Annotated in this window: 16 protein-coding genes and 2 pseudogenes; 5 read left to right on the top strand and 13 right to left on the bottom strand. The window is 39.2% G+C overall.

Translation table 11 applies throughout. From position 1 onward, the window contains the following. Positions 1-96 precede the first annotated feature (96 nt). The 13 genes from mfd to HPSH112_RS07800 are packed head-to-tail and all read right to left on the bottom strand — an operon-like array spanning position 97 to position 16,799. Positions 97-3,096: a transcription-repair coupling factor gene (gene mfd / locus HPSH112_RS07860; protein WP_000616343.1), complete on the bottom strand. Its 3,000-nt coding sequence runs from the start codon at positions 3,094-3,096 to the stop codon at positions 97-99. A 3-nt stretch (positions 3,097-3,099) separates the two neighbouring features. Further along, a complete protein-coding gene (locus HPSH112_RS07855; protein ID WP_014662303.1) occupies positions 3,100-3,510 on the bottom strand; it encodes a bactofilin family protein in 411 nt (136 codons plus the stop codon). Further along, positions 3,429-4,364, bottom strand: a complete 936-nt coding sequence (gene csd1 / locus HPSH112_RS07850) for a peptidoglycan DD-metalloendopeptidase Csd1 (protein ID WP_000478060.1) — start codon at positions 4,362-4,364, stop codon at positions 3,429-3,431. The genes HPSH112_RS07855 and csd1 overlap by 82 nt, the downstream gene beginning before the upstream one ends. A gap of 8 nt (positions 4,365-4,372) precedes the next feature. Continuing rightward, positions 4,373-5,299 (bottom strand): M23B family cell shape-determining DD-metalloendopeptidase Csd2, encoded by a 927-nt coding sequence (gene csd2, locus HPSH112_RS07845; RefSeq protein ID WP_001135966.1) that lies wholly within the window; start codon positions 5,297-5,299, stop codon positions 4,373-4,375. Beyond that, entirely contained in the window at positions 5,299-6,468 is a 1,170-nt protein-coding gene (locus HPSH112_RS07840; protein ID WP_000797885.1) for a bifunctional folylpolyglutamate synthase/dihydrofolate synthase, read from the bottom strand. Before HPSH112_RS07840 ends, csd2 begins: the two co-directional genes overlap by 1 nt. Beyond that, positions 6,458-6,970: an LPS assembly lipoprotein LptE gene (lptE, locus tag HPSH112_RS07835; protein WP_001202096.1), complete on the bottom strand. Its 513-nt coding sequence runs from the start codon at positions 6,968-6,970 to the stop codon at positions 6,458-6,460. Before lptE ends, HPSH112_RS07840 begins: the two co-directional genes overlap by 11 nt. Then, complete coding sequence (gene leuS / locus HPSH112_RS07830) at positions 6,967-9,387, bottom strand: leucine--tRNA ligase (RefSeq protein ID WP_000345718.1); 2,421 nt, start codon at positions 9,385-9,387, stop codon at positions 6,967-6,969. The genes lptE and leuS overlap by 4 nt, the downstream gene beginning before the upstream one ends. Positions 9,388-9,396: 9 nt before the next feature. Then, positions 9,397-9,735 carry a DUF6394 family protein gene (locus tag HPSH112_RS07825; RefSeq protein WP_000383760.1) on the bottom strand — a complete coding sequence of 113 codons (339 nt, stop codon included), beginning with the start codon at positions 9,733-9,735 and terminating at the stop codon, positions 9,397-9,399. 9 nt (positions 9,736-9,744) lie between these two features. Continuing rightward, the gene (gene secF, locus HPSH112_RS07820) at positions 9,745-10,716 is read right to left on the bottom strand and encodes a protein translocase subunit SecF (protein WP_000418570.1); all 972 of its coding nucleotides are present in this window, start codon (positions 10,714-10,716) and stop codon (positions 9,745-9,747) included. An 8-nt stretch (positions 10,717-10,724) separates the two neighbouring features. Next, positions 10,725-12,302, bottom strand: coding sequence for a protein translocase subunit SecD (gene secD / locus HPSH112_RS07815; RefSeq protein WP_000765485.1), 1,578 nt, complete (start codon positions 12,300-12,302; stop codon positions 10,725-10,727). Further along, on the bottom strand, positions 12,302-12,595 hold the full coding sequence (gene yajC / locus HPSH112_RS07810; protein ID WP_000531748.1) for a preprotein translocase subunit YajC: 294 nt from the start codon (positions 12,593-12,595) through the stop codon (positions 12,302-12,304). Before yajC ends, secD begins: the two co-directional genes overlap by 1 nt. 47 nt (positions 12,596-12,642) lie before the next feature. Further along, entirely contained in the window at positions 12,643-13,959 is a 1,317-nt protein-coding gene (nhaA, locus tag HPSH112_RS07805; protein WP_001022256.1) for a sodium/proton antiporter NhaA, read from the bottom strand. Positions 13,960-13,982: 23 nt separating this feature from the next. Beyond that, the gene (locus tag HPSH112_RS07800; RefSeq protein ID WP_014662302.1) at positions 13,983-16,799 is read right to left on the bottom strand and encodes a RecB-like helicase; all 2,817 of its coding nucleotides are present in this window, start codon (positions 16,797-16,799) and stop codon (positions 13,983-13,985) included. A 250-nt stretch (positions 16,800-17,049) separates the two neighbouring features. On the opposite strand from HPSH112_RS07800, the gene rpsB reads away from it, so the two are divergent. The 5 genes and pseudogenes from rpsB to HPSH112_RS07775 all read left to right on the top strand — a co-directional run bounded on the left by rpsB (position 17,050) and on the right by HPSH112_RS07775 (position 20,616). Continuing rightward, a complete protein-coding gene (rpsB, locus tag HPSH112_RS07795) occupies positions 17,050-17,844 on the top strand; it encodes a 30S ribosomal protein S2 (protein ID WP_000258279.1) in 795 nt (264 codons plus the stop codon). Continuing rightward, positions 17,844-18,911: a translation elongation factor Ts gene (gene tsf, locus HPSH112_RS07790; RefSeq protein ID WP_000014384.1), complete on the top strand. Its 1,068-nt coding sequence runs from the start codon at positions 17,844-17,846 to the stop codon at positions 18,909-18,911. Before rpsB ends, tsf begins: the two co-directional genes overlap by 1 nt. A 52-nt stretch (positions 18,912-18,963) precedes the next feature. Next, positions 18,964-19,518, top strand: a pseudogene (locus tag HPSH112_RS07785) (hypothetical protein); the annotation flags it as partial. A 164-nt stretch (positions 19,519-19,682) separates the two neighbouring features. Next, positions 19,683-19,934, top strand: a complete 252-nt coding sequence (locus tag HPSH112_RS07780) for a hypothetical protein (protein ID WP_001116807.1) — start codon at positions 19,683-19,685, stop codon at positions 19,932-19,934. Then, positions 19,906-20,616: pseudogene (locus HPSH112_RS07775) on the top strand (nucleotidyl transferase AbiEii/AbiGii toxin family protein). Before HPSH112_RS07780 ends, HPSH112_RS07775 begins: the two are co-directional and overlap by 29 nt. The last annotated feature ends 144 nt before the right edge of the window (positions 20,617-20,760 follow it).

Here is a 20,760-nt window from a genome sequence, read left to right as displayed (position 1 = left end):
TTTTAACGACTAAAGGCATAGCAAATCCCTATTTTACAACAAACTCTCTTAATAATCTTTTTAAAATAACAAAATTAACGCTAAAATCAAACGCTTTTAGTGCCGCTTTAAAGAAATTTGAGCGCGCAAATGTTTCAAAAGGGTTTCTAAAATATCGTTATCGTCTTTGCTTGGGGCTTTTAAGCTTTCTTTCTTTTCACCGCTATAAGTGATGGTGATGTTTTGGTTGAAATTAGAAAGTTTGATGATGCCAAGCTGGTTGGCTAGAATTTTAAGCGTAATGATTTGCAAAAATTGAGCGCTCAAATCGTCTGTTTTGCCAAACCTGTTTTCTATTTCTTCATGGATTTGCCCCACCTCATCTGTATTCTCACACAAACTCAAACGGCGGTATAAATCCAACCTCAAACTATCGCTTGCAATGAGTTCAGGGTTTAAAAAAGCGCTCACGCTCAATTGGATTTCTACGCTCTTTTCAAGCCTTTTTTTCCCCCCACTCAATTCATAAATCGCGTCTTCAAGCATGCGCGTATAGAGCGCATAACCGATATTTTTAATATGCCCGCTCTGATCTTGCCCGAGCAAATTCCCGCCCCCCCTGATTTCTAAATCATGATAAGCGATACTCTCCCCGCTGCCTAAATACGAATTTTTTTCCAAAGCGAGCAAGCGTTTTAGGGCTTGTTCATTCAAACTTTTTTGATCTTCTATAAGGAAATAGCAAAAGCCTTCTTTTTTACCCCTCCCCACACGCCCTCTCAATTGGTGCAAATCAGCCAGCCCAAAATTCTGCGCGTTATCTATAATGATCGTGTTAGCGTTAGGCAAATGAATCCCTGATTCCACAATAGAAGTGCATAATAAAACCTGATAGTTTCCCTTAGCAAACTCTAGCATGGTTTCTTCGCTCTCATTTGCGTTAATTTGGGAATGCAAAATAGCGATTTTGAGTTTAGGGATTAACTCTTCTAGCTTGGTTTTGACTTTTGAAATGCTAGCGATGTGGTTATGGATGTAAAAAATTTGCCCGTTACGGCGTAATTCTCTATGAATAATCTCTTTTAAGAGTTCGTCGTTCTTTTCTTTCAAAAAAGTGCGGCTGGGCTTTCTGTCTGTGGGCGGGATTTTTAAAGAACTAATGCCTTTAATTTGAGAGAGCGCCATGTTTAAAGTGCGCGGGATAGGCGTAGCGGACATGCTTAAAAAATGCACGCTTTTACTCAATTCTTTTAAAGCTTCTTTTTGTTTCACGCCAAATTTATGCTCTTCATCCACCACCACTAAACCCAAGTTTTTAAATTTCGAGCCCAAAATCGCATGCGTGCCTACAAGAACATCAATCAGCCCTAATTCCACCGCCTTTAAAAGCTTGTTTTTTTCGCTCGCATACCTGTCCAAACGAGCCACTTTAACGCCAAAATTTTCAAAACGCGCCCTTAAAGTCTCAAAATGCTGGTGCGCCAATAAAGTAGTAGGCACGACTAGAGCGCTTTGAAAGCCGTTCAAAAACGCGCAAAAAATCGCATGCATCGCCACTTCTGTTTTCCCAAAACCCACATCCCCACTCAATAATCTGTCCATCACTCTCTTAGAGCTTAAATCCTTTGAAATTTCAGCGATGGCTTTTTCTTGATCGCTTGTGTATTCAAACCCCGCATGCGATTTAAAGACTTCCAACTCCGCTAAATGCGTATCCATCTTTTTACCCAAGATCAAATTGCGTTCAGCCGCTAATTCAATGATCTTGCTTGCAATCTCTAAAAGCTTAGTTTTAACTTTAGCTTTCAGTTTGAGGAAACTCCCTTTCCCTAGCCGGTCTTTAATTGGCACGCTATCGCTTTGCGCCACATAGCGAGCGATTAGATGCAAATTTTCTACCGGTAATAGCAGTTTATCTTCGCCCCAATAAGCGATTTCTAAAAAATCCCTCTTGCTCCCTAAAACGCTGTGTTGGACTAATTGAGAAAACACGCCCACCCCGTAATCATCATGCACCACCCATTCGCCCGCATTCAATTCATTCAAAGCGAGCTTGGATTTTTGGCGTTTTTTCTTCCTTTCAAAGGAATTGAGCGAAATAAAAATCCCATCAGGGGTTTTAAAATTTAACACAAAGGGGGCAATGACGCATTCCATATGGCTTTTTTCAAGCGCGCTTATCGCATTGTCTAAAATCGTTTTATTAGGGGCTAGGAGCGTGATTTTACGATTTGAATGCAAAGCTATAAAGCTCTCTAGGGCATGCGCATGGATTTCTAAATCTTCATAGCCTTGCGGGTTTTCTAAAACCTTTAAAAATTTGAAACGCTCATTATCCAATTCGTTTAAGCTCGCTAATTCTTGAATTTCTTCTAAAGCTTTAGGGCTTATAACGCTTTTATAGGCATGCAACAAATCGTTTGCTTTTTCCCCTAAAAACCACAAACCAAAACTGGTTAAATCTTTAGAAAAGCTATTTAATGGGCTTTGCTCCACTTTGGTTTTCAGATCCTTATAAGATTGTTCGTTTAAACTAAAAAGCGTGGGGGGGATTTCAATTTCTAACAAATCTTCTTTGAGGCTCATTTGAGTGGTGGGGTCAAACTCCTTAATGCCCTCACACTCCGTGTCAAAAAAACTCAAGCGATACGCTTTAGAATTGGGCGCATAAATATCCACAATATCCCCCCTAAAGCTCGCTTCGCCTTCCACTTCCACTAAGTCTAAAATTTCATAACCATAATAAAAAAGCTTGTCTTTTAAATCTTTAAGGTTATATTTTTCTAAAAGAGTGATTTTAAAGCTTTCTAAAAGTTCTTTTTTAGGCAAAGGGTGCAATAACGCGCTAATAGGGGCAATAATGATCGCTTCTTGCTTGTTTTCTAAGGCTTGATAAAACTCCCTTAAACCCCCTAAAAGCTGTAAAAATTCTTCAAAAAACGAACGCAAATCGTCGTTTTTTTTAGCCCTAAACTCCGGGAAAAGAATGGCTTTGGTATTTGGCCTAAAATAGCTTATGACTTCTTTAGCGAGCTCGGACTCTTTAAAATCCTTACAAGCGAGTATTTGATAATCAAAGCCTTTGTTTAAGGCTCTATAAAGGCTAGATTGGATCATTCCCTATTTATTTTCAATTTTCTTTTCTTGCTCATTGATCAACAACGCCCCCCCTTGAAGGTTTTTAGGGTGCGTTTCCCCAATCAAAATCCCCTTTCTTTCCACCACAAGCTCTTGGCTAGAGATTTTACCATCAAGGCGTCCTAAAGGCATGATTTCTACCACTTCCGCTTCCACCGTGCCAGTAAATTTGCCACTGACCACTAATTTATTAGCGAAAATCTCACCCACTACCGCTCCGGTTTGCCCGATCACCACCGTGCTTTTAGAATGCACCACCCCTTCTAATTCGCCATCTATATGCAAATGGCAATCCAAATGAAGCTCCCCCTTTATTTTTGTGCCTTGAGCGATGATAGTCGCTGGTCCTGTTTTTGCATTAGCCGATTTATTATTGTTATCAAAGATTGCCATCTGATGCTCCTTTCTTTATTGAAAACTTCTTCAAAATCCCTCATGTTCCATTTAGTGAAACTCATGGGGTTTATGGGCTGATTTAAAAAACGCACTTCATAATGCAAATGCGGCCCTGTGCTCATCCCTGTATTACCACTATACCCAATCAACTGCCCTTTTTTGACAAATTCGCCCGTTTTTACGATGATTTTATTCAAATGGGCGTAGTAGGTTTTAAAACCAAAAGGGTGGAAAACTTTAATCAAATTCCCATACCCCCCATTCCACCCCATACTCGCTAACCCCACTACCCCGCTTGCACTCGCATACACAGGGGTGTTAATAGCGGTGCTTAAGTCAAGCCCGGTATGGTTGTGCAACACATGCAAAATAGGGTGGATTCTTTTATTAAAGGCGGCTGAAACGCGCCGATAGGATTCTAGCGGGTAGTCATTAGGGATAAGGCGCATGATAAAGCTTTTTTGAAGCCCAGTAATCCCAGCGACATCTAAGCGGCTAGAAAAATTGCCCTCTTCTTTTTCTTCAGGCCTATTCACTCCCACCACTTCTTCTAAATCGTTGATGCGCTCCCCTGAAAGTTGCAAATCGTCTAAAAATTCATCCATTTGCAAAGAAAGTTTTTCATTCGTCTCTCTTTTTTTCTCAAATTCCTTAGTGATTAAAGCATGCTGCTTGTCAATGTTTTTAATCTCTTTATTTAAAACCAGTAGCGAAATGCCTAAAAACAATAAAGATCCCACAACGCTCAAAAGCGCATACAAGCCAATTTGACGGAATAAGATATGAACATTAATATAACGGCTCCCTTTAGAGTCCGTAACCATCACAATCAAACGCCTATCCAAAAACACTAAAATCCTTACTGGCCTATGAGCGCATCTTTATCCACATGCTCTTGGAGCTGGACAATGTCTTCTAAAACCCAAAACAAATTCTTCCATTCAATAAATTTATTTTCTTCTAAAGCGCTTTGAAAATGATCTAAATCCCATGCTAGAAATTTTTGCGCGTCTAAAATTTTACCCAAAAAGCGCACTTCATAATGCAATTTTTCGCCGCCGCTATTACCGCTCTTCCCGCTATAGCCAATCAACTGCCCTTTTTGGATAAAGCTTTTGGGCTGCACATTGACATGATCTAAATGCGTGTAAATGGAGCTAAAACCAAACGCATGTTCAATGCGCACCAAGTTCCCATACCCCACATTAGAATTGGTCTTCACAAAATCCACAATCCCATCAGCGCTCGCATAAACAGGCGTGTTCAATGGCGCGATAAAATCAATCCCGGATTCAACGCCCTTAATTTTTTTAATGGGGTGGTTCCTTTCTTTGGTGGGTTTGATAGCGCTATAAGTTTTCAAGGGCATGCCATTAGGAATGAGCATGAGCGCTAAATGTTTTTGGGCCAAATTCAAATTTTCTAAATCCACTTCATCATAAAGATGCACGCCCCCATTAGCCCCTCTTTTGACTTCAATCAAGGATTCTATCGTGCGAATCTTTTGCCCCACAACAAAGAGCTCTTCTCGCTTGTTTTTAATCTCTTTTGTTAAAGTGTAATTTTTTTGATACAAATCCCTAAAATCCCTTAAAACCGCATTCCTTTGTGCTGTCATCGTATCCATTTTAGCGATTAAAAATTTTAAAAACCCCACGCCAAGCCCCACGATCAACAAAAAAATAACAACAGAAATGATGAGGTTGCGTTTTAAATTTTTAGAAAATTTGAGCTGTTTAGAGCCTGATTCATCAATGATGGTGATCATGAGCTGGTTTTGTGGCATCAATCCCTCTTCTTTTGATAGCGCTTATAAAAAGCGTTGGCTACCAGAAATGAGCCATACACCAAATAATTTTCATTTTCTTTCAAATCTTCAAACAAAGCGTATTCTAACCCTAAAGTTTCTAAAATCCCTTTAAGCTTTTCTAACTTGATAACCCTTTCTTGATGCAATTCTAAAATCAAAACCTTTTTAACCACAGGCTTTAAAATTTCTAGCACCAAAAAAGCGTCCTTATCTTGATAGCAATTATAAATTAAAATGACTTTAGCGTTAAAAATGCGTTTGATTTCTTCTTTTAAGGCTTTGGCGCTATGGGGGTTATGCCCGACATCTATTAAGATATTAGGGCTTAAAAGCTCGCAACGGCCGATTAAATCCAAGGGCTTTAGGTTTTTTAAAACTTCTTGTTCTTTGCATGGCATAAGCGTTTCAAACGCTTTTAGAGCCACTTCTAAATTCATCGCTAAAAAATGGGCTAAATGGTGGCGTTCAATATAATCCCTGACTCCTTTTGAAATTTCATTTTGGACTAAAATCAATTTTGCGTGTTTTTCTTTGGCGATTTTTTGAGCCACATTTAAAACCAGTTCTTGTTGGGGAGCGATGATGTTAAGAGAGCCCATCGCTTTTAATTTAGTTTGCGCAATGCTTTCTAAACTATCCCCTAAAAATTCCTTATGGTCATAATCAATGGGGGTGAAAACGCTTAGAGTTTTTTCTAAAGCGTTCGTGCTGTCAAACTCCCCTCCAAGCCCTGCTTCTAAAACCAAATAATCGCAATCTTTAGCGAGCATGACGGCCAGTAAGGTAGCGTATTCAAAATACGAGCAAGCGCTGCTGAAAGCGTGTGATTGCAATTGCTGGTGGGCGTTTTCTAAAACGCTTTCTTTAACAACAGAACCATTCAAAAAAAAGCGCTCCCTAAATTCAAAAACATGAGGGGAGGTGAAATGCAACACCTTAAAATTTTGATCGGCTAATAAAAGGGTTAAAAACCGCCCCGTGCTGCCCTTGCCATTAGTCCCTACCACATGAATGACTTTCGCTTGAATCTCAAAAAAAGCGTTTTTAAAATCTTTATAAATTTGAATGAAACGGCTAGGGTCAAACTTGTGGTATTCTTTAGGCTTTGTTTCTAAAAACGCCTTTAATCCATGGCTATTTTTCATTATTGAATTTCCCCTCATAAGCGATTTGAGCCACAAATTTAGTCAAAGTTTGTTCCACAGCCTGATTGATAGCATAATAGCGGTTTTGGTAGGTATTAAGGGGGTCTTGCAAATTCACAGCGTAATTATAATACCCGCTATCTTGAAAAGTCTTTTGTGTGCCTCTCTTATTATCGTAGGTGTAATTCACAGACACGGTTGCGCGATAGAAAGTCGTAAAGCCCTCTTTATTTTGCGTGATACTCGTATCGGTTACATTCGTGATTTCTATAATAATGATAGAATCCGCATCCTTTTCACTCGCTAAGCGGCTTTGGAAGCGTTGCACGACTAAACGATTCATCAAATCCTTAAACTCTACAGAGTTTTCAGGGTTAGGCAAATTCACAATGAGTTTCACGTATATGCTATCGCCTAAAGCGTTTTGAGCGTAAGCGGCGATGGGCTTATACCCACAGCCCTTGAACAAAAATAACAAAATAAAAAAAAGTAAAGCCCTCATGCGATAACAAAATTAACAAGCTTATTAGGCACATAAATTTCTTTTTTAACGCTCGCATTTTCTAAATATTTCTCTAATTCTTTTTTAGCCAAAATAATGATTTCTTCTTTATCGGCGTTAATATTGACTTTCAATTCCGCGCGCCTTTTGCCATTAATGGTAAGCCCTAAAGTCATAAAGTCTTCCACAAAAGCGCTTTCATCGATCGCTATAGGCTTAAAATTCTCTCTTTTAAAAAGCCTCTCGCTCAACTCCCATGCCGTGTGCGGGATAATAGGCTCTAAAATTTGCAACAACACAAAATAACCCTCGCATAAAATCCGCTCATTATTTTGCGCGCTCAAAGCGTTTAAAGCCTCCATGCAACTTGCGATCAAAGTGTTAAACGAGTAAGCGCTTTCAGCCTTATTGAAAATTTCATGCGATTTTTTTAACGCTTCATAGACTTTTTTACGCCCTAATTTTTCCGCTTCATTCAGGCTGACTTCTTTAAATTCAGGCTTAGAAGTAGTGGGGTTAATAGCGCTCGCTTTGTCGTATAAGCGCTTGATGAACCGGTGCGCGCCTTCTAAAGCGTTGTCATTCCATTCTAACTCTTTAGCCGGTGGGGCAGCAAAAAGGATAAAAAGCCTCGCCGCATCGGCCCCGTATTTTTTAAGTATCTCTTTAGGGCTAACGACATTGCCTTTAGATTTGCTCATCTTAGCGCCATCTTTTAAAACCATGCCTTGAGTGATAAGCTGTTTAAAAGGCTCATCTAAATTAAGATAGCCCAAATCCCTTAAAGCCTTAGTGAAAAAGCGCGCGTATAACAAGTGCAAAATCGCATGTTCAATGCCGCCAATGTAAGTGTCCACTGGCATGAAATACTTCAAGTAATTTTGATCAAACGCTTGATTTTCACGCTGATTTTTGGGCGTGGTGTAGCGCAAGAAATACCAACTAGATTGGATGAAAGTATCCATGGTGTCTGTTTCTCTTAAAGCGTTTTTGTGGCATTTAGGGCATTGAGCGAATTTCCAACTCGCATGCTTTTCTAACGGATTGCCCTCCCCGTCAATTACAATGTCTTCAGGTAAAGTTACCGGCAGTTGGGTTTCAGGCACAATCCCGCAATGTTTGCAATGAATCATGGGAATTGGCGCTCCCCAATACCTTTGGCGGCTCACTCCCCAATCTTGCAAGCGGTAGTTGATCACCCTTTTACCGAGGTTTTCTTTTTCAAAATAAGCGATGATTTTTTCTCTGGCCACTGAGCTAGAAAGATCGCTCCACTCCCCGCTATTTTTTAAAACCTCTTCTTTGGTGTGAGGCAAATTTTGAGAGCTTTGAGTGATCACTTTAATAGGGATATGATAAAGATTAGCGAATTCAAAATCCCTTTCATCGCAGGCTGGCACGCCCATTAACGCCCCAGAGCCATAATTAGCTAGGGCGAAATTAGCCACCCAAACAGGGATTTTTTGCTTTGTTAAAGGGTGGATAGCGTAAATGCCTAAAAACACCCCTTTTTTCTCTAAAGCTCTTTCTCTTTGAGTCGTGTTTAAAATCGCTTTAATGATCTTTGAATCTTCTTGGCTCACTTGCTTAATGGCATGCTCTACTAAAGGGTGTTCTGGGGCGATGGCGATGTAAGTTACGCCATAAATGGTGTCCGCTCTTGTGGTAAAAACTTCAATTTCTTGAATGCCATTGCAAGCCTTCAAGCACTCATCAGCGATTTTAAAACCAAATTGCAACCCGCTAGATTTCCCTATCCAGTTTTTTTGCATAATTAGGACTTGAGAAGGCCAATGGTTTTCTAAAGCCTCTAAGTCTTTGAGCAATTCTTCAGCGTAATTTGTGATCTTCAAATAATATTGATAGAGTTCTTTTTGAATAACTTCTGTATCGCAACGCCAACACCTCCCATCAATGACTTGCTCATTAGCTAAAACGGTTTTATCGTTAGGGCACCAATTGAGCATGGCTTTCTTGCGATAGACTAGCCCCTTTTCCCACAAGTCAATGAAAAATTGCTGTTCAAATTTCGTGTAATCCGGATCTGAAGTGGCAAATTCCCTATTTTTAGAAAAAGAAAACCCTAAAGTTTCAAACTCTTTTTGCATGTTTTCAATGTTTTCATAAGTCCAGGTTTTAGGGTGGATACCATGCTTAATGGCCGCATTTTCTGCAGGCATCCCAAAAGAATCAAACCCCATAGGGTGTAACACATTATAATGGTGTAAACGATAATAACGCGCCAAAGCGTCGCCAATGGTGTAATTGCGCACATGCCCCATGTGGATTTCCCCACTAGGATAAGGCAGCATGCTCAAAATGTATTTTTTAGGGAGGTTAAAATCGTCTTTAGGCTCAAAACTCTTATTTTTCCACCAAAATTCTTGCCATTTTTTTTCTATATTGATAAAATCCATCGTTACCCCTTAATCCGTTTCGCTCGTTACAACGCTTTCAATCAACAAAAAGATAAGACTGAAAGCGTTGCTAATCAACGCCCCAATCATGAGCATGTAAGCGCTAACCAAATTATTTAAGATCTGTAAAAACACAAACGCCGGTATGAGGTGCAACACGGTAGCTAAAGAGCTCGCTAACAGCTCTGAAGCGAAACGCTTACACACCCCAATTTTAAGCGTAACAGAAATAAGATTTAAAGCCAACGCTACAAACAACACCACCGTGTTAGGCTCATACAAAAACCCTGCAATGGTGGTTAAAGAAATAAGGCTAAACAGCACATGAATGACCCGACCCCAATCCATAGAAACTCCTTAAACTTGACCGCCCTCATACAAACGGCGCATTTTTTCTTTCTCTTGAGCTTTTTTGATTTTTCTAGCCTCATTCTCATAGTATTTATCCATATCAAAGCCCAACAATAACGCTACTTTAGGGGCGATGAAAATAGAACTATAAGTCCCTACAATCGTGCCTATTAGCATTGGCAATGAAAAGCCAATAATGATCTTGCTCCCAAACACGCACAAAATCAACACCACAAAAAACACGGTTAAAGAAGTTAGAAGCGTGCGCGTGAGCGTGCTAGAGATGGCTTCATTAATGGCTTGAATGGCATTTTTAGTTTTTTGAGAGAGCATCTCTTCTCTGATCCTGTCAAAAATAATGATCGTATCATTAATGGAATACCCAATCAAGGTGAGTAAAGCCGCAATCACTTCCAAATTCATATCAATCTTAAAAACAATCACTGAGCTTGCCACTAAAATCACATCATGCACAAGCGCAACGACGCTCGCTAAAGCAAAACGCCATTCATAGCGGAAACTCACATAAACCATGATCGCCATTAACGCTAAAATCAGCGACAAAATGCCCTTTTCTTTCAATTCGCTCCCCACTCTAGGACCCACGGTGTCAAATTTACGGATTTCAAAATCGCCACTGGGTTTTAAAATATTAGCCACGATAGCGTTCAGATCTTCATTTTCAGCCGTTTCTACAAAAGGGAATTTAATTAACATTTCTTCTTTAGAGCCAAATTCGCTCACTTGCACGCCTTTGAAGCGAGCTTCTTTTTCAAAAAGATCGCGCACTTCTTTAATGGGAGCGTTTTGGGTGTAGCGCACTTGCACCAAACTCCCCCCCGCAAAATCAATCCCTAAAGAAAACCCCTTAAAAAACAAAAGCCCCAACGCTAAAAGCGCTAAGATCGCTGAAACAACCACCCCATAATTGGAATAACGCATGAAGTTTAAGATTCTAGTTTGTTTGAACAATTCCATAAAAACTCCTAAGCTCTTTTATTCACGCCAAACCAAAAATAAAGGCTTTTTGTTTGGGTGAGTTTAGGTAAAAGGGCGTGATAAATCCCTTGCGTGCCTACAATAGCGGTGATAATAGAGGCTAAAATCCCAATGCCTGTGGTTAGGGCAAAGCCTTTAATCGCTCCTGTGCCATAAGCGTATAATAACACTGAAGCGATCAAGGAAGTGATATTAGAATCAAAAATCGCCCGGCTCGCATTGATATAGCCTAAATGGATCGCCTTAGCGATGCCTTCATTCTCTCTTAAAACCTCTCTAATGCGTTCGTTGATAATGATATTAGCATCCACAGCAATCCCCACGGTTAAAACAATCCCCGCCATTCCCGGTAAAGTCAGCGTCGCTCCAAAAATCGCCATGACCGCCAGAATCAAAAAAAGATTGACCACTAACGCCAAACAAGCGATCACCCCCGCCATGGAGTAATAAAGCACCATAAAGCCCATCACCAAAATAAAGCCCCCAACTAGAGCGATGATGGAAGTTTTAATGCTGTCTTTCCCTAAACTCGGGCCTATAATCCTTTTTTCTAAAACCTGAATGGGAGCGCTCATCGCCCCACTCCTTAAAGCGATCGCTAAATCGCTCGCTTGAGCCACGCTAAAATTCCCGCTAATTTGCCCGCTCCCCCCGCCAATACGCTCCCTAATCACCGGGGCTGAATAGACCTTATTGTCTAAAACAATCGCCATACGTTTGCCCACATTCGCGCCTGAGAAATCCCCAAAAATCTTAGCCCCTTGCGCATCTAGCGTGAAGCTCACCACCGGCTGGTTGTTTTGATCATACACCACTTTCGCATCTGTAAGCATTTCGCCATCTAAAATGGGGATCGCTTTGAGCAAGATTTTACCCCCCATTTCCACATCCGATAACAACACGCTGCCTAATTTTTGAGCCTCTAAATCCGTCATTTTCATCGCATCTTTATTGTGTTCTTCATCCACTGCCATCATCTGCAAATGAGCGGATCGAGAGATCAACTCTTTAGCGCGCCTTTCTTCTTCTAGAGTCTTAATACCGGGCAATTGCACCGAAATTTCTTCTTTACCCTGCTGAATGACTACAGGCTCTGCCAAACCAAATTGATCCAAGCGGTTACGAATGATCCCTATCACTTGCAAAATCGTGTTTTTACGCAATTCCTCTTGCTCTAAAGGGGTGAGCTTCACGCTATAAAATTCCGCTTCTTTTTTGATTTCAAACTGGCTATGACCTTGCAATTCCACTAAAAGCGCGTCTAATTTTTTCGCTTCATCTTCATCTAAAAGCTCAAAACTGATCCCTTCTAGGCTGGATTTAATGTCTTTAAGCAAGATATTTTGCTTTTTAGCGTTGTATTCTAAAGCGGACGCCAAGCTTAAATACTTGTTTTTTAAAGCCTCATCGGTTTGCACCCCTAAAAGCATGTTTAACCCCCCCCTTAAATCCAAGCCTAAAGTGATTTTAGGGCCTTTAGTCTCTAGCAAAGAAGGCACAGAAAACCCTACCCCTAAAAGAAGCGCACAAATAAAAACGATTAAGCGAGAGTTAAAAAGTTTCATTAGTTGTTATTTTGTGCCACTTCTTCGTCTAATTTGAACGCTATATAGTTTTTAGAAAGTTTAGCGGTGGTGTCATCATTGAGTTTCACGCTAAAAAAATTCGCTTCCGCTTTAAGCACCTCAACAATCAACCCGCCTTGAGTGACAATTTTATCGCCCTTAGTCAAGCCCTCTATCATTTCTTTGTGCTTTTTTTGTTGCTGGCGTTGCGGGCGAACAATCAAAAAATAAAAAATAAGAAACAGCACCACAAGGGGTAAAAGCGTCGTTAGAATGTCTTTAGTTTGTCCCATTTAATTCCCTTAAAAGATGTTTTAATCTCAAATTATAGCATTTTTAGCTATTTCTTTAAAGCCGCTCTTTGGTTTAATAAAAATAAATACAAAGCCCCTATGATCCCAGAAATCAAAGATCCTAGTAAAATCGCAATTTTTGCCACTTCCATAGCGTCCTTATGCTCGCTCGTGAAAGCCAGATTAGAAATAAACATAGACATGGTAAAGCCAATCCCTGCTAAAAGCCCAGCCCCCAAAATGTGCCACCAGCTGATGCCTTTAGGGCGCGCAGTGATTTTAAGCTTTTCGCTTATAAAAGTAATGAGGAAAATCCCTAAAGGCTTGCCCAAACAAAGCCCTAAAATAACCCCTAAAAGCACCTTATCCACTTCTAAATTGATGCTAGAATCAACGCTCACCCCAGCGTTTGCAAACGCAAACAAGGGCATGATGAAATACCCGCTAATGGGGGCTAAAAAATGCTCCAATCTTTCTAAGGGGCTTTGTAAAGCGCTCGCTTTTTCTTCAATAGAATGCAAGATTTCTTGCTGCTCTTTGGTCAAAAGCGCTCCTGAACTCGTTTCTGCGTATCGCTTGCCCAGTTCTAAAAGCTCTACATTTTTAGAATCTTTAGGGATCTTCACCGGTATCATAAAAGCTAGAATCACTGCAGCAATGGTCGCATGGATACCGCTCTCATGCACGCAAAACCAAAGCAACACCCCTAAAAGCAAGTAAGGGATAAGCGAGCGCATATTCAAGCGGTTTAATACAGCTAAAACAAGAACCACCCCTAAAGCCCCTAAAAGCCATGCGAATTTTAAATTCGTGGTATAAAAGAGCGCGATCACCACAATAGCCCCCAAGTCATCAGCCACCGCTAGAGTGATTAAAAAAACCTTTAAGGCGGTTGGCACCCTCTTGCCTAAAAGCATGATCACGCCTAAAGCGAATGCAATATCTGTCGCCATAGGGATCCCAAAACCATGCTGAGAAGGCGTGTCAGCGTTAAGAAAAAAATAAATCAATCCTGGGGCTATCATGCCCCCTATGGCCGCAATCACAGGAAAAGAAGCTTTTTTGAAACTGGATAGCTCCCCAAACAACAATTCTCGCTTGATCTCCAAGCCTATCATCAAAAAGAATAACGCCATTAAAACATCATCAATCCAGTTGTGCAAACTAAAGCCGATGAAAAAATCCCCTATTTGAAACCCAAAAGGAGTGTGCCATAGCGCAAAATAACTTTCTTTTAAAAACGAATTAGCCACCACCATCGCCAAAACAGCGTTTAAAAAGAGGAAAATCCCTCCAAAAGACTCGCTTTTAATAAAGTTTTTAAGCGTTACACTGAGCGCGTTTTCTGTTTTTTTGATATTCATAGACAACCTTAAAATTTTTAATTTCAAACCCATAATTTTTCAAGCAGTCTTTTATGAGCGTAAATAATGCCTGCTTGTATCTTAAAATGGGGGGCTTGAGTTTGCAAAAACGCAGCGTAATGAGAAACTTGCGCCTTATGGCTTTGCTGGTAATTTTGAGAGCTTTTATAATCTAAAACATACAAATTTTGCCCCTTATCCCACAATAAAACATCAATCCTAGACACAACCCCTTCAAATAAAAAAGCCACTTCGCCCCTTAGGGCCAAATTTTTAAAAAGAGCTTGTATCTTTGCATCGTTTTCAAAAAGCTCTAAACTTTCTTCTAACGCTTGGTAATCCAAACCATAAAAACCATGATGGTAGTTTAAGTATTCTAAAACGCTTTTTTTAGGAATATTATAAGCGTATTGGTATTCCAATCCCTTGTGCAAGGCGATACCAAAATTGATCGCTTCCTGGTCGTTATTCTTTTCATAATCGCTAGGCTCTTCTTCTATCTCTTGGACTTGCTCGCCATAGGCATGGGGCTTGATTACAACGCTTGCAATTAAAGGCTCTTTTTGAGAAGAAATAACCGGCGCGATTTCTCCCTCTTCTAAAGGCAAAAGATCCAATTTTTCGCGCATTCCTTTTTTGTCTTTAGCCACGACAATCAGCCCTAACTCAGCCCTAGTGAATGCGACATAATACACATTGGTTTCTTCATGATCTTTAGCCGCTTCTTCTTTATCTAAAGCCCTAGCGTAATCTTTATCCACCATCTCACGATTTTTCATTCTGTAATAAAGGCGAAGAAGCTCTGTGCCATCATATTCTTCAAGGAATTGATTGGAGCTATTTGATTTAGGCTTGCCCAAGCGTTCGCACACGATCACATAAGGGAATTGCATGCCTTTAGATTTATGGATGGTCATGATTTGAGCGCCTTTTGCATTGAAAGAAGCGATCTCTTTAGCCTCTAATTTTTCTAAAAATTCATTCGCGTCTTCGCACCCAACCGCCAACTCCAAGCAGATTTGCGCGCACTCTCCATAAAGCTCAAACAATTCCATCACCTTCCACACAAAGCCTGCCACACTCTCTTTTTTAGGGTTGAAACCAGCTAAAGCGATGGCATCATCATGCAAGTATCCAGCGAGTTTTAAAACGCTGTGCTTATAAAAGGGCTTGTAAGGTTCTTCAGCTAGAGCGTATTCTAAAGCGTTCTTAATGATTTTAGATTCCACAAATTGAGACAATTTAGCGCTAGATTCCGTGCTTGGGCGAATCGCACTCAAATTCTCTTGCAAATAATTTTTGATTTCTAAAGCGTCGTCATTAGTGGCGCATAAAAGGGTAATGTCTTTAGGATCAATGCGGTGCTCTAAAAGGTTTTTAGCTTCTTGCAAGATTTGTTTTAATAACAATTCTCTTTCATCAGCCACTAAAGAGACTTTAACATAGCCGTCTCTAGCATGTTTGTTGCTGGAAGCTTTAGGGTATTTTTGCTCCAAATAAGCGGTGGGGGAATTTTGATAAGCCTTTTTAAAAATGGTATTCACATAATTAATGATCAAAGGCGAACTGCGGTGGTTGAATTGTAAATTATCGTGGTAAAAATCCTTAGAAACGCTTTCAAACAAGGAGCTAAAACTCCCCCTAAAGCCATAAATGCTCTGCTTGACATCGCCCACAAAAAACACGCTCCTGTGCCATTTAGCTTGCCCTATCCCGGCTTTAATCTCATCAATAAAAGGGGCTAAAATCTTATAATCGTTCAAGCTCGTGTCTTGAAATTCATCAATCAAAATGTGCGCGATCCTGCTGTCCAATCTGAAATAAAAAAACTCCGCCGGCATTTCTTCATAGCCATTCAATAAGGCATGGACTTTATCTTTAATCGCATCAAAATCCAGGGCTTGGATTTTAGAAGTGGCTTTATCATAAAGCTGGATGAATTTAGGGAATTTTTTAAACAATGCGCTTTCTTTGGCTTCATAATAGCGTTTTAGATCGTTTTCAATCTCTTCGCATTCGCTCTCTAAAGTGGGGATTTCATCTTTGAGTTTTTTGAAATGGCGGTATTCGCTCTTTTTTTCAAGCCAGGTTAAAGAGCTGTTTAAAAACCCCCTAAAATCATCGCATTTAATGGCTGTTTTAGCCATATCTGACGCTGTTTCTACGCTTTGAATTTGTTGGTTCAAGCTTCTTAATTTTTCTAAAAAACCCTTTTCATCAAATGCAGGCTCTTTCTTATTGGGATCAAATAAATAGAGCTTGTTTTTTAAAAAACGCAACCGCTCTAAAATAGAATCGCTTGTGTAATTATCATGGCTTAAGCATTGAGTGATAAAAACGCTCAATTCCTCAAGCTGTTTATTATTTAAAGCGCTCAAAAAACTCGCATTGAGCTGTTGCTGGTGCGCTTTTGTGTCTTCATTGACTTCAAAATTCGCGCTCAACCCCACAAACCAACAAAATTTCCTTAAAATGCTTTGGAAAAACGCATCAATGGTGCTGATTCTCATTTCGGCGTTTAAAAAGCGTTGGTAGATTTCTTGAGCGCTATTTTGCACGAAACTAGGGTTTAAGTGGTATTTTTCTTCTAATTCTTTTAGGATATTTTGGGATTTTTCTTTTTCTTTTTCATCTTCAAGGTTTTCTTTTTGCAAGATTTTTAAATAGTCTAAAATGCGCTCTTTCATTTCGGCGGTGGCCTTTTTAGTGAAAGTGAGCGTTAAAATCTCGCTAGGATTAGCCCCCTTAAACAACAGGGCCAAAAACCGCACGCTCAAAGCGAAAGTCTTCCCGCTTCCTGCTGAAGCCTTTAAAGCCATGCATTGTCTTTGTGTATCCATTAGATCTATCCTAAAAATTCTATTTTGCCTTTATTATAACCTAAAAGCCTTTTTTACTTAAGCTAAAAAACCCTAATCTTTTGCTATAATCGTAGGGTTTTGTCGTTTTTCTATCATTTTATAGGAATCAAAGGCAAAGACAGCGTCAAATTCACACATGCTAATCCTTGATTTAGGTGTTCTTAAGAAATTTAAGAATCAGATGAGCATGGAGGAAGAGAACCAAAATAACTTTAAGGAGAATATTCTCATGGTAACCATGAAAGATTTATTAGAATGCGGTGTGCATTTTGGACACCAAACAAGGCGTTGGAATCCTAAAACCAAGAAATTCATTTTTGGCGTTAGGAAAAATATCCATATTATTGATCTGCAAAAAACTTTGCGCTATTTTAGATACACTTATAATATCGTGCGCGATGCGAGCGCTCAAGGCAAGAGCATCATGTTTGTAGGCACTAAAAAACAAGCCAATGAAACTTTGAAAGAATTTGCTGAAAGCATTCAAGTCCCTTATGTCAATTACCGCTGGCTTGGTGGCATGCTGACTAATTTTAGCACCATTAGAAAATCGGTGAGGAAATTAGAAATCATTGAAGAAATGGAAAATAGCGGTCAAATTGATTTATTGACTAAAAAAGAAAAGCTCATGATTTTAAGGAAAAAAGAAAAGCTGGATAAATATCTTGGCGGGGTGCGCCACATGAAAAAAATCCCTGATATGATTTTTGTGATTGATGTGGCTAAAGAAAAAATCGCTGTCGCTGAAGCCAGAAAACTCCACATCCCTATCGTGGCTCCCTTAGACACTAACTGCGATCCTGATTTAGTGGATTACCCCATTCCTGGAAATGACGATGCGATCCGCTCTATTAGGCTATTTTGTAAAGAAATGAGCGAAGCGATTTTAGAGGGGCGAGAACTCATGCAAGAAGAAATCGTCCATGCGGATGAAAATAGCGAAGAGATAGAATATGTGAGTAATGAAGAAAAAGAAGAAATGCTCGCTGAAATCCAAAAAGAAATCACTCAAGGAGCCGAATAATGTCAGGAATTAGCGCCCAATTAGTCAAAAAATTAAGGGATTTAACCGATGCGGGCATGATGGATTGCAAAAAAGCCCTTGTAGAAGTGGCTGGGGATTTGCAAAAGGCTATTGATTTCTTGCGCGAAAAAGGCTTGAGTAAAGCCGCTAAAAAAGCCGATAGGATCGCTGCTGAGGGCGTAATCGCTTTAGAAGTAGCGCCTGATTTTAAAAGCGCGATGATGGTAGAAATCAATAGCGAAACGGATTTTGTGGCTAAAAATGAGGGCTTTAAGGAATTGGTGAAAAAAACTTTAGAAACGATCAAAGCCCACAATATTCACACCACAGAAGAACTGCTTAAAAGCCCGTTAGACAACAAGCCTTTTGAAGAATATTTGCACTCTCAAATCGCTGTGATTGGTGAAAACATTTTAGTGAGAAAAATCGCTCATTTAAAAGCCCCTAGCTTTCACATCATCAATGGCTATGCGCATTCTAACGCCAGGGTGGGCGTGTTAATCACCATAAAATACGATAATGAGAAAAACGCTCCAAAAGTGGTGGAACTGGCCCGAAACATCGCTATGCATGCCGCAGCGATGAAACCTCAAGTATTAGACAGCAAAGACTTTAGCCTTGATTTTGTCAAAAAAGAAACTTTAGCCTTGATCGCTGAAATTGAAAAAGACAATGAAGAGGCTAAACGCTTGGGCAAACCTTTAAAAAATATTCCTACTTTTGGGAGCCGCATTGAATTGAGCGATGAAGTTTTAGCACACCAAAAAAAAGCTTTTGAAGACGAATTAAAAGTGCAGGGCAAGCCTGAAAAAATCTGGGATAAAATCGTTCCTGGAAAAATGGAAAGATTTATCGCTGATAACACCCTTATTGATCAACGCCTAACCCTTTTAGGGCAATTCTATGTCATGGACGATAAAAAAACTATCGCTCAAGTGGTTGCTGATTGCTCCAAAGAATGGGATGACCATTTAAAAATCACTGAGTATGTGCGTTTTGAATTGGGCGAAGGCATTGAGAAAAAGGCAGAAAATTTTGCTGAAGAAGTGGCTTTGCAAATGAAATAGGGTTTTTTAAGCGCGTTTTTGCGCTTAAAAAACTAACTTTCAATAAACTAACATGCCTTACAGATTAGAAAAAGACTTCCAAGACTTAATTTCTAGCAATAGCAATATTCAAAAAGATATTTGCTCTGTTTTAGAAATGGATTATAAAGATTTTAAGCTGTTAAGAGAGGACACTTATATCAATGGCACTACCGCAGATTTCACGCTTTTTGAAAAAAATAAAGTTAGAGCCATTATAGAGTGTAAAAGCGGAGCTATCGGGGTGATCGAGTATGCGCGTGGTATCGGTCAAATTTTTCAATACGAATATTTTTTTGAAAACCATTTAAGCCTTAAAAATTATGGATTTTGCCAAAATTTTAACAGCGTGTTGGTTTTCCTGAAAGCGTGTTAAAAACAACGATTTTAATGTGGGGCTTTTCAAATACCCTAAAAGCAAGAAAATTTTAGAAATCAATTCGCATAATTTAGCCGTCAGACACATCAATGATAAGAAAAGTTAAGGGAGATAAAACACAGGGATTTTAAGGTAATTTCGCCCTATTATGCGCGTGATATTAGACTTTTTGAAGTGTATTTTTTACTCCAAGTTTTAGCCATTTTTAAAGGATTTTTTTAGGAGAATAAGAATGGAAAAGAAAATAGAGTTAGTTAATAAATGCATGGAGATTTTAAACTATAATCATATAGTAATTTATTACAAGATGAGAATGGTTTTAAAGTTGCTCGCAATATAATGGATTACCACGATAATTTACTAGGGAGAGTAAAATGCCATTTTCCCCTATGCTACTAGCCACCATCAATAACTCTATTGGGAATAAAAATAACCATGTGAGCCTAGAATATCTTATAGATCTTTTTATGAAGAAGAAAACCACTAATTTGAGCAACATTGACAAATACATCATAGGCACGATTCAGCAAGAGGCCCTAGAACAAGAAATAGAGTGGTTTTCACAAGATTATCATATCCCTATGGAAAATATTCAGTATGTTCTATCCATCAATCCCTATCAGTGAGATTAATTTTGTTAAAAATAACTTCCAAACTCAAATAAAAGCCTTAGAACAATTTTATCCTATCATTAAAAATGCTTTGAATTTAGGGCTTAAGCCTAGTATGATTAAGTTTGGCGGTGGCACAGCTTTGAGCATGTATTACTTCCAACATAGACTAAGTTTTGATATTGATTTGTTTGTTAATGACGCTCAATACTTAGGATTTTTTAGCCCTAAGCTATGGATAGATGATTGCAGTCATTTTGACAGCGCTAGATATATAGATCAACACAATCACATAGGTGTAACCAATAAGGACAACATTAAAATAGACATTCTGTTAGATTGCACTAGTAATGAGGGGTATATTGATGATTCTAAAAAGATTTTCTCTTTTGATATTTATGTGGAAAGTCTAGAAAACATTATCGCTAAAAAGATTACTTTTAGAAAAACTGACAATAAAACAAGGGATATTTTTGACATATCAGTGGCTTTACATCATAATGATGGCTTGTTTGATCAGCTCTTAAACGATCAAAAGATAACCAAACAAGACTTACTGATTTTTTAAAATTCTCTAAAAGAGCTAGACAAAAAGCGTTATTGTTTGGAAATAGAAATAGTAGAACCTGTTTCACGCTATAAAGAACTTTCTTCAAACGCTTATGATTTTTTGATAGAAAAAATAGAACAGATTTAATTTACTTGCCACATTTTAGGTTGCCTTATTTGGAAGCGACAGAGAGCCGGATTAAAACAAGTAATTACAAAAACATTAGATCAGCAAGAAATCACGCTCAAAAACGATTTAAAGGCGGACTATGAGTGGATTTAACAGCAGAAT

The sequence above is a fragment of the Helicobacter pylori Shi112 genome (genome assembly GCF_000277405.1).
In the GTDB taxonomy this organism is placed as follows: Bacteria; Campylobacterota; Campylobacteria; order Campylobacterales; family Helicobacteraceae; genus Helicobacter; species Helicobacter pylori_C.
The sequence above is the reverse complement of the archived record's forward strand: the minus strand, read 5'-3'. Positions and strand labels throughout refer to the sequence as shown.

What these genes read in the sequence shown, in the direction of transcription:
- mfd (WP_000616343.1), bottom strand. Translation starts at nt 3,096, where the DNA reads ATGATCCAATCTAGCCTTTATAGAGCCTTAAACAAAGGCTTTGATTAT.
- HPSH112_RS07855 (WP_014662303.1), bottom strand. Translation starts at nt 3,510, where the DNA reads ATGGCAATCTTTGATAACAATAATAAATCGGCTAATGCAAAAACAGGA.
- csd2 (WP_001135966.1), bottom strand. Translation starts at nt 5,299, where the DNA reads ATGCCACAAAACCAGCTCATGATCACCATCATTGATGAATCAGGCTCT.
- HPSH112_RS07840 (WP_000797885.1), bottom strand. Translation starts at nt 6,468, where the DNA reads ATGAAAAATAGCCATGGATTAAAGGCGTTTTTAGAAACAAAGCCTAAA.
- lptE (WP_001202096.1), bottom strand. Translation starts at nt 6,970, where the DNA reads ATGAGGGCTTTACTTTTTTTTATTTTGTTATTTTTGTTCAAGGGCTGT.
- leuS (WP_000345718.1), bottom strand. Translation starts at nt 9,387, where the DNA reads ATGGATTTTATCAATATAGAAAAAAAATGGCAAGAATTTTGGTGGAAA.
- HPSH112_RS07825 (WP_000383760.1), bottom strand. Translation starts at nt 9,735, where the DNA reads ATGGATTGGGGTCGGGTCATTCATGTGCTGTTTAGCCTTATTTCTTTA.
- secF (WP_000418570.1), bottom strand. Translation starts at nt 10,716, where the DNA reads ATGGAATTGTTCAAACAAACTAGAATCTTAAACTTCATGCGTTATTCC.
- secD (WP_000765485.1), bottom strand. Translation starts at nt 12,302, where the DNA reads ATGAAACTTTTTAACTCTCGCTTAATCGTTTTTATTTGTGCGCTTCTT.
- yajC (WP_000531748.1), bottom strand. Translation starts at nt 12,595, where the DNA reads ATGGGACAAACTAAAGACATTCTAACGACGCTTTTACCCCTTGTGGTG.
- nhaA (WP_001022256.1), bottom strand. Translation starts at nt 13,959, where the DNA reads ATGAATATCAAAAAAACAGAAAACGCGCTCAGTGTAACGCTTAAAAAC.
- HPSH112_RS07800 (WP_014662302.1), bottom strand. Translation starts at nt 16,799, where the DNA reads ATGGATACACAAAGACAATGCATGGCTTTAAAGGCTTCAGCAGGAAGC.
- rpsB (WP_000258279.1), top strand. Translation starts at nt 17,050, where the DNA reads ATGGTAACCATGAAAGATTTATTAGAATGCGGTGTGCATTTTGGACAC.
- tsf (WP_000014384.1), top strand. Translation starts at nt 17,844, where the DNA reads ATGTCAGGAATTAGCGCCCAATTAGTCAAAAAATTAAGGGATTTAACC.
- HPSH112_RS07780 (WP_001116807.1), top strand. Translation starts at nt 19,683, where the DNA reads ATGCCATTTTCCCCTATGCTACTAGCCACCATCAATAACTCTATTGGG.